7 protein-coding genes are annotated in these 16,307 nt (G+C 38.1%); 4 read left to right on the forward strand and 3 right to left on the reverse strand.

Annotation, left to right across the window (positions count from 1 at the left end; translation table 11 throughout):
- Positions 1-382: 382 nt before the first annotated feature.
- Positions 383-9,571 carry a calcium-binding protein gene (locus Q0135_RS01450; RefSeq protein ID WP_297987681.1) on the reverse strand — a complete coding sequence of 3,063 codons (9,189 nt, stop codon included), beginning with the start codon at positions 9,569-9,571 and terminating at the stop codon, positions 383-385.
- A 41-nt stretch (positions 9,572-9,612) separates the two neighbouring features.
- On the reverse strand, positions 9,613-10,335 hold the full coding sequence (locus Q0135_RS01455) for a hypothetical protein (protein ID WP_297987683.1): 723 nt from the start codon (positions 10,333-10,335) through the stop codon (positions 9,613-9,615).
- Between the two features lie 267 nt (positions 10,336-10,602).
- Between Q0135_RS01455 and Q0135_RS01460 the strand changes: the two genes are divergently transcribed.
- From Q0135_RS01460 to Q0135_RS01475, 4 genes are all read left to right on the forward strand, one after another.
- Positions 10,603-12,879 carry a type I secretion system permease/ATPase gene (locus Q0135_RS01460; protein WP_297987685.1) on the forward strand — a complete coding sequence of 759 codons (2,277 nt, stop codon included), beginning with the start codon at positions 10,603-10,605 and terminating at the stop codon, positions 12,877-12,879.
- Positions 12,880-13,015: 136 nt separating this feature from the next.
- Positions 13,016-13,252 carry a hypothetical protein gene (locus tag Q0135_RS01465; RefSeq protein WP_297987687.1) on the forward strand — a complete coding sequence of 79 codons (237 nt, stop codon included), beginning with the start codon at positions 13,016-13,018 and terminating at the stop codon, positions 13,250-13,252.
- 3 nt (positions 13,253-13,255) lie between these two features.
- Positions 13,256-13,537, forward strand: a complete 282-nt coding sequence (locus Q0135_RS01470; protein WP_297987689.1) for a type II toxin-antitoxin system RelE/ParE family toxin — start codon at positions 13,256-13,258, stop codon at positions 13,535-13,537.
- A gap of 24 nt (positions 13,538-13,561) precedes the next feature.
- Positions 13,562-14,863 carry an HlyD family type I secretion periplasmic adaptor subunit gene (locus Q0135_RS01475; protein WP_297987691.1) on the forward strand — a complete coding sequence of 434 codons (1,302 nt, stop codon included), beginning with the start codon at positions 13,562-13,564 and terminating at the stop codon, positions 14,861-14,863.
- 506 nt (positions 14,864-15,369) lie between these two features.
- On the opposite strand, the gene Q0135_RS01480 is transcribed toward Q0135_RS01475, so the two are convergent.
- On the reverse strand, positions 15,370-16,307 hold a 938-nt coding region (locus tag Q0135_RS01480; protein ID WP_297987693.1), incomplete at its 5' end, for a calcium-binding protein.

Below are 16,307 nucleotides of genomic sequence, written 5' to 3' on the forward strand. Positions count from 1 at the left end.
TGTTGAAGGGCGGGTATAAATTGGGCTTTAAAGGTATAAAGGGTGCGAATATGTTGTAGTTTATGGAATCAACCTAGTTCTTTTCAGGATTTTTAAGAAGAGTAAAGGTCACAAGCGTAAAACCCCATGTAAGGATGGAGATGTTTGCAGAATTTATTTATACTTATGCAAGCATTTTAAATTTGCCGTATTAAAATTTAATCGTTCGCTTTAATCATACACTCGTTATGATTTCGAAAGATAGCAACAACTTATGAGGCGGCGTTTTAAATGTGCCACCCCATATAAAGTTTCTAACCTAAAGCGATATGCCGGCAAGGGGAATGAAATGCCGGCATAATTCTAAGACATAACCCTTAAAAGATATAATCCTAAATAGCCCTTAGCTCATATAAACTTGCATATCATCCTTGCGAATATCTTTTTGGTTAAATTCCAAAGCTTCCGAGTTATCAGCATAGATATTTAGCTGCTCTATGATCTTATTTACGGTACCTTGGCTCAAGAAAGCATTATCTTTTAAAGCCTCTTCTTGAATAACACCCGGAGCGGAGTTTAGATCCATAGCATTGCTAACGCTAAGATTGGAATTTAGATCAGGGGTGTTTAAATTTGAATCATCGCAATACTTTGAAACGATAGCCTTTAATTCATTCTTATCGCCGCTACCTAAAACCATATCCCAGCCGGATTTGGAATTTGAACCGTCGCTAGAACTTTTTGAAAGAGGCGAAATTTGGGTTTCGTTATCTATGTCTAGTTTGGCATCCATCGCTAATGCGGTAGGTTTGGCACTAGCAATATAGGTTTTGCCGAATGCTTTATAGATATCCGCTGCCTTGATATTTAGATATTTACCGATATGAAATTCCTCTATGACATTATCCCTGTTGCTAAAAAAGCCTTTTACTTCTAAGATATCGTTCTTTGCATTAGGATCTGCCGGAGTGATGATGAGCTTAAGATCGCTCGAACCATTTTTACCAAAGTCATAGCGGACTCTTTTGACCGGGTTTTTGTATATGACCTTATCATAGCCTCCAAGATCCATTATAGTTTTTGCTCCTCCGTCATAAATAAATACATTATCTTCCTTGCCCCCCACCATAGTGTTTCCACCGTCGATAAGTTTTACTTGCCCACTAATAAAATCGCTTCCTAGAATTTTGCCGTCTTTGAATTGAAAATTTAAATTTGTCCTTACATCGTAGTTTTTGATCAAGACGCTACTATTTGATAGTTTATCCGAGATGAGTAACGAATTATCGACTAAATTTAGATTAAATTTAACCTCATTGCTTCCTATGTCTTTGAATTTAATTAAGTCGTTGTCTTTGAAATTTTCCACCATATCGTTTCCGTCACCCCTAGAAAAGACGAAGGTATTTTTGCCATTCATGCTGATGCCGGGATTATCATAGCTGTCATAGCATCCTCTTAGAGTATCATTGCCTCTGCCACCTTCAAGGATATTATTAACTCCGTTGCCTCCTATTAGTATATCATTTCCGTCGCCGCCTTTGATCTCATTATCCATATCGTTGTAACCCTTTATCAAGTCATCTTTATTGGTACCCACAAGAGATAGTTGCTTAATATCTTCAAAACTTAGCTTTTCTCCGCTTGCAAATTCAAAATTCTCTATTATGCCAGAAGGTCTAATTTTATTATCTGCAATAATATTCTTTATAGCTATCGAGTCATTAGGAGAATTTTTAAAAGAGATAATCATATCATCAAATTCATATAAGTCTTTGTTGTCACTCCTTTTTATAATTAGGTCGTTTTTTCTTATACCATTTCCAAATTTAATAGTATCATTTCCGTTTTCATCCCGGATTGAATCTGCTCCATCCCCTTTATTGAATACATATGTATCATTACCGCTTCCGCCGGTTAGAGTATCGTTTCCTTTGCCGCCTATAAATACCGTATCCTCATCATTGCATGAACTCATAACATCATCGCCGTCGGTTCCTGTTAAAGCCAATTTTTTCATTTCTTCATAGCTTAATTCGTCTCCATTAAAAAATTGTATTTTTTTAATGGATGTATGAGGGAACCAAATTGAATCGTTTGAATTTTTAAACCTAATTATAAAACGTGATTCTTCTAATCCGATTAATAAATCATCCTTTGTAATTCCTTCAGTAAATTGTAAAATATTTGTCCCTTCATAATCAAAAATTATATCATTTCCATCTCCGGGGCTGAAGATATAGGTGTCATCTCCGCCATCTCCTCCAAGATAGTCGTTGCCTTTACCGCCTATAAAGGTCTCGTCTGTTCGCTGACCCCATAGATTATCATCTCCATCCATGCCCTGAAATATATTATTTAGATCGCTATATCCTTTTATGTCATCTTTTTCATTGCTGCCTATTAAGGATAATTGTCTAATATCATCAAAACTTAATTTATCACCATTTGAAAAAATAAAATTTTCTATCATCTTATTTTTATTTGCTTCGTTCATACGTATAACATCCTTTAGTGTTATACTATCGGTAGGATTATTTTTAAACGATATAACAATATCATTGCTATAGGCGCCGCCGTAGCCATTCTTTTTTACGATAATATCTTCCTTGCTTATACCTTCGCCGAATTTAAGTGTATCATTTCCAGCATATTCTTCTATAGTGTCATTTCCGTCACCTTTATTGAAAATATAAGTATCATTGCCCCTAAAGCCTTCTAGAGTATCGTCACCTTCGCCGCCAATCAAGATATCGTTACCTTCGCCCCCGCCTAATCTATCATTTCCTTCTCCGCCGATTAAAGTATCATTACCCTCATCTCCGCTAAGTATATCATTTCCGCCCTTACCCTCTATGGTATCATTGTGATACTTATATCCGGATATATGATTATCCTCATCATCTCCGGTTAACGATAGTTTTAAAATATCTTCAAAGCTTAATTTATCTCCGTTTTCGAATACTAATGTTTTATACTTATCTTCCACACTAATGCTACCATCTTCTGATATAGTATGCTCTAGGGATATACTTCCTTGTTTCTTTCTGAACGATATAACTAAATCTCGATACTTTGACCCTGTAAAACTATTGTATTTTACCTCGCTTTTAGTTACAATGATATCTTCCTTGTTTATGCCTTTGCCAAATTTTATTATATCTTCTCCTTCATGATCATAGATTGTATCATTTCCGTCACCGATATTATAGATATATGTATCGTCTCCTTCGTCACCTATTAAATTATCATCTCCTTCTCCGCCGATTAAAATATCATTCTTATTATCTCCATAAAGATTATCATCCCCACCATTGCCCACAAGCGTATTGTTTGAATCCCTAAAACCTTTTATGCCCTCTCCTTCATCAGTACCCATAAGGGGCAATTGTTTTATATCTTCAAAGCTTAATTTTTCGCCATTAGCAAATTCAAAATTTTCTATCACGTTGGCAATGTCAGTTTTATTTTCATTTATAACATTTTTTAAAGTTATGGAATCAGTCTCATTGTGTTTAAATTTAATGATTATATCTCTTGCATAACTTAATAAATATCCATGCGAATTCTTATCTGAATTTCTTGAAATAATTAAGTCTTCTTTTCGTATACCTTCGCCAAATTTAAGAGTGTCTACTCCATCACTATCCTCTATTATATCGTTACCGTCCCCTTTATTGAATACGTAAGTATCATCTCCTATACCGCCTTTTAGAATATCGTTTCCTACGTCTCCTATTAGGGTGTCGTTGCCTAGACCCCCGTTTAGGGTATCATTTCCTATGCCTCCGATTAAGGTATCGTTACCGTCTCCGCCATAAAGTTTGTCACTTCCGCCATTACCTACAAGAGTATTATCTACATCGTCAAAGCCCTGTATATCTTCATCTTCATCAGTTCCAACTACAGCCAATTGTTTTATATCTTTAAAACTCAGTTTATCACCATTTGCAAATTCAAAGTTTTCTATTGCGCCATAGAAACTAGTTTTATTTTTGTAAATAACGTTTTTTAAAGTTATGGAATCGGTAGCAGTATTTTTAAATTTAATCACGATATCATCTTTATCCGCACCCCTACTTATAAGCAGATCCTCTTTGCCAATTCCTTCTCCGAATTTAATGATGTCGACTCCATCGCTATCCTCTATAGTATCGTTGCCATCACCTTTATTGAATACGTAAGTGTCATCTCCCATACCTCCGTTGAGAGTATCTTTTCCTATTCCACCAATCAGAATATCATCACCCAAGTCCCCGTATATGGTATCATCGTCTGTTTCCCCAATTAGAATATCATTTCCTATACCCCCGTTTAGAATATCGTTTCCTTTACCTCCAATCAAAGTATCGTTGCCGCTACCGCCCTCGATTAGGTCATTACCGTCTCCGCCGTACATAGTATCATTCCAGCCTTGACCGTAAAGCTTATCGTCTCCGCCTTCTCCTTTGATAATATTGTGTGTATGAACATAACCTACAATGTTCTCGTTATTGTCGGTACCAATCAAAGATAGCTTTTTGATATCTTCGAAGCTCAGCTTCTCGCCATTAGCAAATTCAAAATTCTCTATTATGTTGTTATCTCTATTTTTGTTGCTATCGATAACGTTTTGCATAGTAATGGAATCATTTGGGGAATTTTTAAAAAATATGGCTATATCCGAATATTCCTTTCGTCCAGTACGATCATTCATTCGCGCAACTCTTTTGACGATAAGATCCTCTTTGCTTATTCCTTCGCCAAATTTTATAGTATCGACTCCCTCATTATCGGTTACAGTATCGTTGCCGTCGCCTTTATTAAATATATAAGTATCATCGCCGTATCCGCCGTTTAGAGTGTCATCGTCTTTGCCGCCGATTAAAGCATCGTTACCATCATTTCCATAAAGAGTATCGTTTCCACTTCCTCCATTTAAAGTATCGTTACCATCACTTCCATAAAGCTTATCATCGCCCAAGCCTCCGCTTAAGATATCATTGCCACCATGCCCATATATTTCATCATCTCCGCCAAGGGCATCGAATATATCGTCTTTATTGCTTAGATAGAATTTATCATCTTCTTCCGTTGCTTTTATAGAAGAGTTATTAATGATAGTTTGATAATCCCAAACGGAATTATCCTTAAAAATAATCTTTTTTATAGACGATACTGCATCACCATTATAATAAAAGTCCTTGATGATAATTTTGTCATTTGAGACTTTTGAAGTGATGATAACATCATTAAGTTCTCGTTTTAATGATATATCGCTGGCGGAAAAATCATTAAATTTAATCGTATCATTACCGTCGTAATCGGTTATGATATCCGCTCCATCGCCTTTATTAAATATATAGGTATCATTACCGTATCCGCCATTGAGAGTATCGTTTCCTTTACCGCCGATTAAAGTATCGTTATTGTCACTTCCGTAAAGTCTGTCGTTACCTCCGTTGCCGATTAGGATATTATTTTCATTATAATAGCCGTAAATCGTATTATCGGTATCATCTCCGATAAGAGATAACTTTTTAATCTCATCTATATTTATCTTATCGCCGTTAGCGAATTCTATAGTTTGGATATTTTGATTGAAGGTAATACTATCGCTCGCGTTATTTTTAAAAGATAAAAGTATGTATCCATTGGAATTTTGCGAAATGATTAAATCTTTTTTATCCAATCCGGCGCCTAGTTTGAGAATATTATTACCGCCGTAATCTATTATAGTATCCGCTCCGTCACTTTGATTAAATATATAGGTATCGTTGCCATAACCACCATTGAGGGCATCGTTGCCTGCTCCTCCATTTAGAATATTATTCCCGTTTTCGCCATAGAGCGTATCGTTTCCCTTTCCTCCATTTAGTATATCATTACCATTACCGCCATAAAGCGTATCATTTCCGTTGCCTCCATTTAAAGTATCGTTGCCATCATTTCCATAAAGGGTATCATCTCCCTCTCCGCCATTGATGATATCATCTCCGTTACCACTCCAAATTTCATCGTTACCAAGACCTGCGTCAAAGGTATCGTTGCCATCAGTGAGATATAGCTTATCGTCTTTATCGGTAGAGCTTAGTGGGGTTAATTCAAGAATTTTATTAAAATCATAAACGGTTCCATCGGCAAAAGTTATAGTTCTTACGGTATTGTTTCCTATTTCAGGATTTACGGAAAAGAAATTTTGGATAGTTATGCTATCATCATTACTTTTGATGGATATTATAAGTTTATCTAGTTCCCTTTTGAAATTTACATCATTAGGAGCTACGCCTTCTTTGAATTGTATTTCATCTTTACCCGCCATATCGTAGATAATATCCGCTCCGTCACCTTTATTATAAATATAGATATCGTCACCATATCCGCCATAGAGCGTGTCGTTGCCTTTTCCTCCCACTATAAAATTATTTTCGGAATTTCCATTGATAACATCATTGCCATCCGTCCCACCCATATACGTATTAAGACATAGAGACAACAATTTGTCATCATTGCTGCCTAGCTTTACGAGATCTTCTTTTAAATTCTTTTGGAATATAGGTTTATACGCGCTAGCATCTCGAACGATACTCATTAATTTGATAATTTCATCATGTTTTCCATCTTTATATAGCCGCATAAGCTTAGAATTTAAAGTATCAAATTTATAGCTTAGCTTTCCGCCCTCTCCCAAGCTCATCTTTTCCATGTCTAAATTTAAATCGGAATATGTCGTTTGAAGCTCTATAGAAGCATATACATAATATTTAAAGGTATTGATTTTATCGTTAACCCTATTGGAGGCATTTGTCCATGGGCTAGAATTATAACCCTTTTGCAAGAAAGGCTTACCTGCAAGCTTTTCATATACGGCCATATCTCTTGCTTTTACATCGCCTCTCATTGAATTTTTATCTATTGCTCCTACTCCCGCCCATTCGTAGATCAGTTCATCAATATGTTTCTTTCTATCCTCTGGGCTTAGGGCCAGATATAGATTTATCATAGTGGCCAAAGTTTCGTTATTGCTTGCCGTCACTCTTAGAGAATTCAAATTTCCACTGGCTATGACTTGAGGTAGAGCTTGAGTTTCTAGTAGAATTTTGTCTTGGTCTATTATCTCTTTTGTTTTATTTAGACTTACTTTAAACCATACATCATCTGTCTTAACCTTAGTCCCATCATTTAAAGTGGCAGTAGAGGTTTGCCTGATAGAATTTCCGTTATTATCGGTTGAAATTTCTTTATAGTTTAGATCGATAGATTTTACTTTATCGCTTAGTTTGATTAATTCTCCTTCGTCAGTTATGGTATTAGAGTTTTTATCTTGCCATAATAGAAGCTTATCAAAGTCTTTATCATTTTTATCGATTATGCCGTCATTGTTGGTGTCAAATTCTTTAAGAGCGCTAAAGCCGTTTTTAGCTTTAGGGTTAGTGTATGAGTAGTAATTATCTGAAATCGTTTTATCGCCGAATAGCTCCGAGCCGTTATCTATCTTGCCATTTCCATTTCTATCATACGCTAGTAGTGCATCATCTTTTTGTATCCACCCGGTGGCTTCGGCAAAGTCATTATTGTCCAGATCGAAGTTTCTAGTATAATCCAAGCTTAGAGTATTTATTCCGTCGTTATTTAGATCTATGACTATAGGGGAGCCCTCGGTTTCAGGATCATCCGGGTCGCGGTCATCATCGATGATTTTGCCGGCACCGTGTTTTAATATCTTGGCTTTTAGTTTATCTGAGGTTTGGATGATTATAGGAGTTACATCAAATTCCCTATCCTCTTGTTTGATCGTATTACCCTCCCATGTATAGGTATAGGTATTTCCCCGCTCGTATTGCGCTAAATTTAGATTGTATTTTTTGATATATTCTTCGCTTGGATCACCGAAAAGATATTTTTTATCTCCTATTCCCAGTATAAGGAATTCACCTTTTTCGATAGAGCCTTGTAGCGAAATATTAAAATCTAACGACTTTTTACCGCTATCTCCTTCATTTGTTTGGTTGTCGCTTATGCTTATACCTATCTCACCTGGATCGAGGAGGGTTATATCTAAGCTACTATTATTCTTATGGAAATTATATATAGTTAATGTTTTTGCTTTGCCATTTTCTATCTTATTAACAGTGAGAGTATTAATGGGCTCATCCAGACTATATGTTATATTTGCATTGTTTATATCTATATAAACTCCTCTGTCTTTATCATATTGCCCACCTATTAAAAGATTGTTATCGAAAAATACTTTTCCTGCGCCGTCTAAATCATTGATAATATCTTTATTACCCGCATAATACGTATCATATCCATCTCCACCATAAAGCTCATCAGCAGTGTCGTCATCTACCGATTGGCTAAAAGAGCCTATCAGGGTGTCTTCCCCCTGGCCTCCATATAGTCTATCGCTTCCTTCGTCGCCGACTAAAACGTCTTTAGCGCCATCATCATTTTTCCCATCCCTATCGTGCCCGTAAAGTATATCATCGTATTTCGTACCGGCTATGATATCCGCTCCGGCGCCACCTATATAGGTTATGCCATTAGGGATGCGATCTTTATAATGGTTAAAGATTGCCAAAGGGATGGAGAATTTGGTATTTTTATTTAATTTAATTTCTACGTTATCGGCAAAATCAAAATTTTTGGCATGTGTTCCGATGATAATATTTGATTGCGAGGCATCATATATTACTAATTTCCCATTTTCGTCTAGATAATTTATAACACCGGATTTTTTAATATCCTTATACTCAAAATAATATGCTAAGGCCTCCATTACTAATTTAGATATTTGTATCTCGGCGTCTATACTGTTAGTAGGTATTTGTACATTTTCTAAACTGCCCATTAGGTAATAGTCTAATTGTCCAATGGTTCCTACATTTATAGTCGCATCTTCCATTGGCGTTCCATCTTTCTTTGGCGTCATGTCTATTATAGGTTTTAACAATACTTTTTTGCCTATGTTGCTTGGATCGGTAGTTTGTTTTAGTACCCAATTTACAATATTTGCTATCGTAGAATTTGATTCGTAATCGAAGTCCCCCACATCAAATTTATATTTTACGTTTTCTACGCATATTGGATTTAAATTCTCATCTAATACATAACGAATCTTATCAGTATCTAAGCCCACGGCTATACTGCCAAATAAAAAAGCGACTTTAGCAAAATCTTCATCTAATAAAGCGCGATTATAAAGATAAACTTTAGTAGTTGCCTTTTTGGCTTTTTCTTTCGTTTTATCATTTGCATCATTATAGAATAGTTCTGCAAACTGATCTTGTGTCAAATAGTATTTGCCATCTTCAAATTTCTCACATTGATTCGCAGTCAGCTGTTTATTTCCATTGTTTAGGCTATTTTTCTTACTTGTTTTTCCGCTAAAAAATACTTCAAATAACCTAAAATCTTTAGCGTTTACAAATTCTCCCGCCTTCTCTAATAGTTCAACGGTGCTATATTCCAACTCTATATTACCTTTTCTATCGATCCATTTGGTATCGGCTAGCTCCTCGGGTTTGGGAGCTTTTTCTTGGCCCCATAAATACCAAGATAAAATTTTTATAGCAAAATCTCCATCGATTAAACTTATTCCTTTAGGCATAGTATATCCTTTCTAAAAATTTCAGTTATTTGCTTGGCTTTTCAACCGCCTGTAAGTTCCCTGCCTTCCAGGTATTCTTTTTCTACATCGTATTTTACGTCGCCGCAATTATCAAAATAATACTCGGGCGAATTAGTGGGTTTTTCATAGTATGTTTTTAAATTATATTCAGTCGGAATTTTATGAAATAGCAAAATAGACTTGGATTGTAAAAAGTCATTTCCGATGATATAATTTTTATCCAACATAAGAAAGATGCTATCCTCGAAACACAAAATCAAAGGTTTTGTAAAACCGCCTATTTTATTGACGCTATCGACTTTCAAATATTGTTTTGGATCCGTTGCGCTCGCCTGTAGTTTCGTCATATATAAATCCTCAACGGTTTCTACGCTATCGCTCTTGTTTTTTAAAATTTCAAGATAATTTTCAAAGCTCAAGTCTTTCATCTCATAATAATCGGTAGGATACTTAGATTTTATGCCGTCGTTTTCTCTATACTTTGCGATCTTTTTTAATACAGTAATTTCTTTATCTAAAAATTCTCCGACGGCGCGTTTATACAGCTCCTCTTTAGGTAAAATTCTATCCTCTTTTAGGCAGTATCCTTGCTTGTATTTGTTGTAGTCGGAAAGAGAAACAACGGCGAAGCCTCGTGAAGTGGAGTAATCGGGGATGATGCGAATAAATGCGGCGCAAAGTATTATTATAAGAAGCAGCGTGCCTGCCAAGGCTTTAAATTTAATAGACCTGTAGAATTTCATATCAGTCCTTTTCTTGTTATCCCTTGTTGCGGATTATATAGCCGTATTTATAAAAGTATGCTTAAGCTTTATAAAATATTTCCAAGCTTTGTTTTAAAGCGGCTTCTTAAATTTTTAGCGCTTTCCTAGCTATTCATTCCCACCGTACTATTATTGGTTTCACAAATTCTCTCAATCTCTTAAATTTCTTTAAAATTCCTTCCGAATTTAAGCCCCGTTTCAAATAGACTTAATAGAATTCTTTCAAATTTCACTCAAAGGTATCCGATGCAAACCGCCCTGGGCTCGCTAGGTCTGATAGCCGCCGTAAATCATATCCCATTCGATGCCAAGGCGCTTATAAATAAATTTGCGCTAAGCAGCGAGGAGCCGCAGATAGAAGAGCTGGTGCGTATGGCTAAGCATTGCGAGTTTAAGGCTAAAATCAAAAAGCTAAATCTTTCAAATTTGATGCGATATAAGCCTCCCTTTATCCTTCAGAAAAAGGACGGAAGCTATTTTAACGTCCTAAAGATCGAGCAACAAAGTAAAGCGGATATTAAAGCGGCAAATACTAACAAGACAGCAGCTGATATAAATAGCGCAAATTCCAAAGATACGCCGTCTTTATCCTCTGCAAACTCATCCCATTCCTCCGCCAAAGAGGCTAAAGCTCCCCGCTCATCCAAATCCCCTCTATCCAAATCTTCACAAGAGCCAGAAGCAGCTATTAAATTTATCGTATTTGACGGCGGAAATTCCGTAAAAGAGCTAGGCGCGAACGAACTATTTGATCTTTGTAGCGGCGAGTTTATAGTGTTAGCTCATAAAACTCTGAATTCTCAGATCAAATTCGGCTTTGCCTGGTTTTACAAGCGGATGTTAAGCTTTAAAAGAGTGGTATTTGAAGTGCTTTTGGCCTCATTTATAATGCAGCTTTTCGGTCTTGTTACACCTCTTTTTACGCAGGTGGTGCTCGATAAGGTTTTAACTCATCATAGCATTAGCACGCTAAATGTCATTGCATTTGCATTTTTGGCGACCATCATATTTGAGATGCTTTTAAGCCTAAGTAGAAATTATATATTCGCGCACACTACTACTAAAATTGACGCCAGGCTAGGAAGCGAGCTTTTTAGCCATTTGGCTCTGCTTCCGATGACCTACTTTGAGAACCGCAAGGTTGGAAACATAGTAGCTAGAGTGCGAGAACTAGATAGCATAAGAGAGTTTATCGCAAATAAAAGCGTAAGCGTGCTACTTGATATTTTATTTAGCTTCGTATTTGTCTTTATGATGCTGCTTTACAGCATTAAACTCACGCTAATTGCAATCGCATTTATAAGCGTAATTGCTGCGATCTACTTTTTCATTACCCCCGTGCTTAGAAAGAGGCTAGAGGATAAATTTCAAATGGGAGCCGCTTCAAACTCCTATCTAGTAGAAGCAGTAACCGGAATGCAGACAGTAAAATCTCTAGCGATTGAGGGCAGTATGCAAAAGATGTGGGAGGAAAATCTAGGCAGATACGTCCGCTCATCTTTTAATCTTTCAAATTTAAGCAATGTCGCAAGCGGCTTTGCCTCCGCACTGCAAAAGCTTATGACGCTTTGCATTTTATATTTCGGCGTAGGGCTTGTGATCGAAGGCAAGCTGAGCGTCGGTCAGCTCATCGCCTTTCAGATGTTTGCGGGGCAATTTAGCGCTCCTGTAATGAGGCTCGTGGGTCTTTGGAATGAGTTTCAGCAAGCCCTTCTTAGCGTAGATAGGCTAGGAGATATATTAAATACTCCAACCGAGCAGAGCACCGATAAGCCGATCGCGCTAAATAATATAGAAGGGGATATAAAATTTGACGCCGTAAATTTCAGATATAGACCGGATCTAAATTTGGTACTAAAAGATATCAGCTTTCACGTCGCTCCCGGCAAAAGCGTAGGCATAGTCGGTAGAAGCGGCAGCGGCAAAAGCACTATCACAAAGCTGATCGAGCGGCTCTATCTGCAAAGCTCGGGCGCCGTTTATATCGACGGCATAGATATCAGACATCTAAATCCATATCTTTTGAGGCAAAACATCGGCGTAGTCCTTCAGGAAAACTATCTATTTAGCGGCAGTATCAAAGAAAATATCGCCTTTGCCGCAAGCGGAGCGAGTATGGAGGAGATCATCAGGGTTAGCAAGATCGCAGGCGCTCATGATTTTATCGCAGAGCTTGCGGGAGGTTACGATACCTTCGTAGGCGAGCGCGGCTCAAGCCTTAGCGGCGGACAAAAACAGCGCATCGCAATCGCTAGAGCGCTCATAAATAATCCTAAAATTTTGATCTTTGATGAGGCGACCTCCGCGCTTGATTATGAAAGTGAAAGCATCATAAATAAAAATTTAAGCGAGATCAAAAAGGGAAAAACCTTCATCATTATCGCGCATAGGCTAAATTCCGTCAAGAATTGCGATGAAATTTTAGTACTTGATAAGGGCGAGATCGTAGAGCGCGGAAAGCACGAGGAGCTAATGGCTCTGGGCGGCTACTACAAGAGCCTATACGATAAGCAGCTAGGGTAGGTCGAAGGGCAGGGCGGGATAAAATTTAACTCAAGAGCGCTTTTAAATTTAAACCCATTTATTGCGCGCCGCCGCCTTTAAGAGCTTTATTATAAATTTATGGCATAATTCAATTAGATTTCTACAAGGATAAACTATGCTTGCATCAATAAATATTCAAACGTCAAACGCTAAAACGCTTAAAGCCATAGAGGATATAATCGCAAATGATCCTACCGCCGTTATTAGCTATAATGAGCCCGATTATTTAAGCCCGCAGGATGAAGCTAGACTTATGGAAATTTCGGATGCCGACGATAGAGGCGAGCTGAAATACCACTCGCATGAGGAACTATTGGAGCACCTAAATAAGCTTTTTAAAAAAATGGCCTAAGATATGAAGCTTGTCTACAGCGAAGAATTCCTTAATGATTTGGATAAAATTATTATGTTTATCGCGCAGGATAGTCCCGAAAGGGCGGCTAAGTTTGCGGATGATTTGATTGTTAAAATTTCAGACATTCCAAATCGCCCGTATAGTTTTAGAAAAAATCCTAAGCTAAATCGTAAAGATACTAGAGATCTGGTTTTTAAAGGCTATACGGTGCCGTTTCGCGCAAGCAAAGGCGCCATAAAAATATTAGCGATATTTAAACGCAATAGCCATGCTATGAAATAATTTATTAGATTAAAGTTGCAAACAATGCTAAAAATTTTTGAAAGAATAGAGGATGATTCAAACGAGTTTAAGCCTCTTTTAATCGAGATAGAGGACGCTCCGCAAAACCCTTTAGGAAGATCTATCTTATGGATCGCTTGCGGGGCTTTGATATTTGCCGTGCTGTGGATGGTATTTGCTAAAGTTGATATCGTAGTAAGCGCTAACGGCAAGGTCGTGCCCGACGGCGAGATCAAAATTTTAAAATCGCTCGAAAGCGGCGTCGTCTCTAAAATTTTAGTAAAAGAGGGTGATAGAGTAAAAAAGGGCGATCATCTAATCTTAATCGATCCTAGCGTCTCTACGGTAAATTTATCCACCAAGCAAGAAAGCCTAGCTCTACTTGAATACTCGATAAAAAGGCTCGACGCTCTAAGCTCGGGTAAAAGCTTGGACGCCAATATCAGCGCCGATGAGCTGAGCTTATACAATACGCAAAAATCAAATTACGAAGAGAGCATAAATGTCTATAATCTAAAAATGCAAGCGCTGCAAATGGGGATAAATTCCACCAATTTAGAAGTCGAGAGGCTAAGCGGAATTTTAAAGATAGATGAAGCAAGACTAAACAATCTAAACAAAGTAAAAGATATAATAGCGCGCAAGGATCTATATGAGCTCAAATCCAAGGTAATCGAGCTAAACTCCAATCTTAAAATTTCAAAAGAAAAGCTTGCCGAGCAAAGAGCGAATTTAGATGAGCTAGCTAAAGAGCTGGAGGCCTTTAAAAGCCAAAGCATATCTAAATGGCTCGATGAGATGCTAGCCAAACAGAAGGAAGCAAGCTCGCTAAAAGCGGAGATCAATGCGATCTTGTTTCAAACCAGACAGCAGATCATCTCCTCTCCCGTTGACGGCTTCGTGGGAAAGCTACTTGTAAATACGCAAGGAACCGCCATCACAAATCAAGAAAATTTAATCTCTATAGTGCCTAGCGATAAGCCTTTGATCATCAAAGCAAACGTGCTTAATAAAGACATAGGCTATCTGGAAAACAATCAAAGTGTAGCCATTAAAGTTCAGACCTTCGACTTTCAAAAATACGGCAAGCTAGAAGGCAAGCTAATCCACATAGCAAACGATGCGATAAACGATGAGAAGCTGGGAGAGATCTACGAAGTAAAGATTAGACCCGATTCTACTTTTTTAATAGTAGACGGCGTTAAGAAAGAGATCGAGCCCGGTATGAGCGTAACTGCCGAAGTAAAAGTAGGCAAACGGCGCGTAATAGAGCTATTTATCTACCCCGTCATCAAATACCTAGACGAAGGACTTAGCGTAAGGTAGGATAGGAAGAGAGAGGTAGGCGGCTATTTACCATAGTGGATAAGTCTCTGCTCAAATACACTGTTCGTTTGAGCGACTGCCTATCCTGTCTGTCCTAGCGCGACCTCACTTTAAATTTAACGCAAGCAAGGACGTCCTCTTGATAAATTTTTAATGTAGTGCCGAAGCAGGGTGGATAGCTACTGCCTCTATCTTGAGCTGCCGTTCATTCTAGCAGGCGAGCCTCCAGCCAAATGTAGTTCAACAGAGCTGCCCTTGTCCGAGCGATTAGCTATCTCACCTGGTTGGGCACACCGTTTGAACAGCTACTTTTCATCTGAGATGTTTTTTATCCTAGCGGACGACAGCAATCCAAGCGAACAATATCTCTGCGAGGGGCAGGATTGTCACCGCCGGTAGCTTTTGCGAGCAACCGGCGGCGTTTTACGAGTAGTCGTTAGCAGAGCAACATGTAGCATTGAGAGAGCGCGCAGCCCTGGGTTAGAGTAGACGGGGGCGGGGGGCGATTAATTCCCCCAGCCGCTCGCAAACATCTGCATGATATCCGGATTATTTTTCATATCATCAATCGAGATATTGCTCATACCGTTATTGGAAGCGTAAGCGTTAATATCTTCGATGATCTTATTTATCTTGCTAGCAGTGATATACTCTCCGCTAGCAAGCGCGATCTGCTCGATAGACGAGCCGCCGAATTGATTATTTATACGGACGGTGTCGTTTTCGCCGTATTTTAGAACCAAATCATTAGCAACTCTTTGGAAGGTGATGTTTTCTTTGTTTATCCCCTCTTTAAATTTAATCGTATCGTTGCCGCGGCGATCATAGATAGTATCGGCTCCATCTCCTCTTCCGAAAACATAAGTATCATCGTGCTCTCCGCCCTCTAGATGATCATTGCCTGCTCCGCCCTCTAAGATATCGTTACCGTTATCTCCATAAAGAGTATCGTCGCCATTACCACCGTAAAAATTATCGTTACCGTCCTGTCCATAAAGCTTGTCGTTGCCTTCACCACCATAAAGGATATCATCTCCGCTTCCCGCAAAAAGAGTATCGTTGCCGACTTCACCATAAAGGATATCATCACCGCTATTAGAGATAATAGTATCATCTCCGGCTCCTCCGTGGATTTCATCATTAGCATTGGCGCCATGGATAATATCGTTGCCATCGGTTCCATTAAACATAGTCTGCTTTTCAAGCTCGCTAAAAGATAGTTTGGTTCCGTCTGCGAATTCGAAATTCTCTATCATGCCACCCTCATAAACAGTTCCGCTCCAATAAGTATTATTTATAGTTATCTTATCTTCGGTTCCTTTGATAGAAATTTCAAGGTTATCGATATTCTTGTCAGCTCTTTTTACGATTAGATCATTTAAAGAGATTCCCTCTTTAAATTTAATCGTATCGTTGCCGCGGCGATCATAGATAGTATCGGCTC

Source organism: uncultured Campylobacter sp., assembly GCF_937981295.1.
Classification (GTDB): Bacteria; Campylobacterota; Campylobacteria; order Campylobacterales; family Campylobacteraceae; genus Campylobacter_B.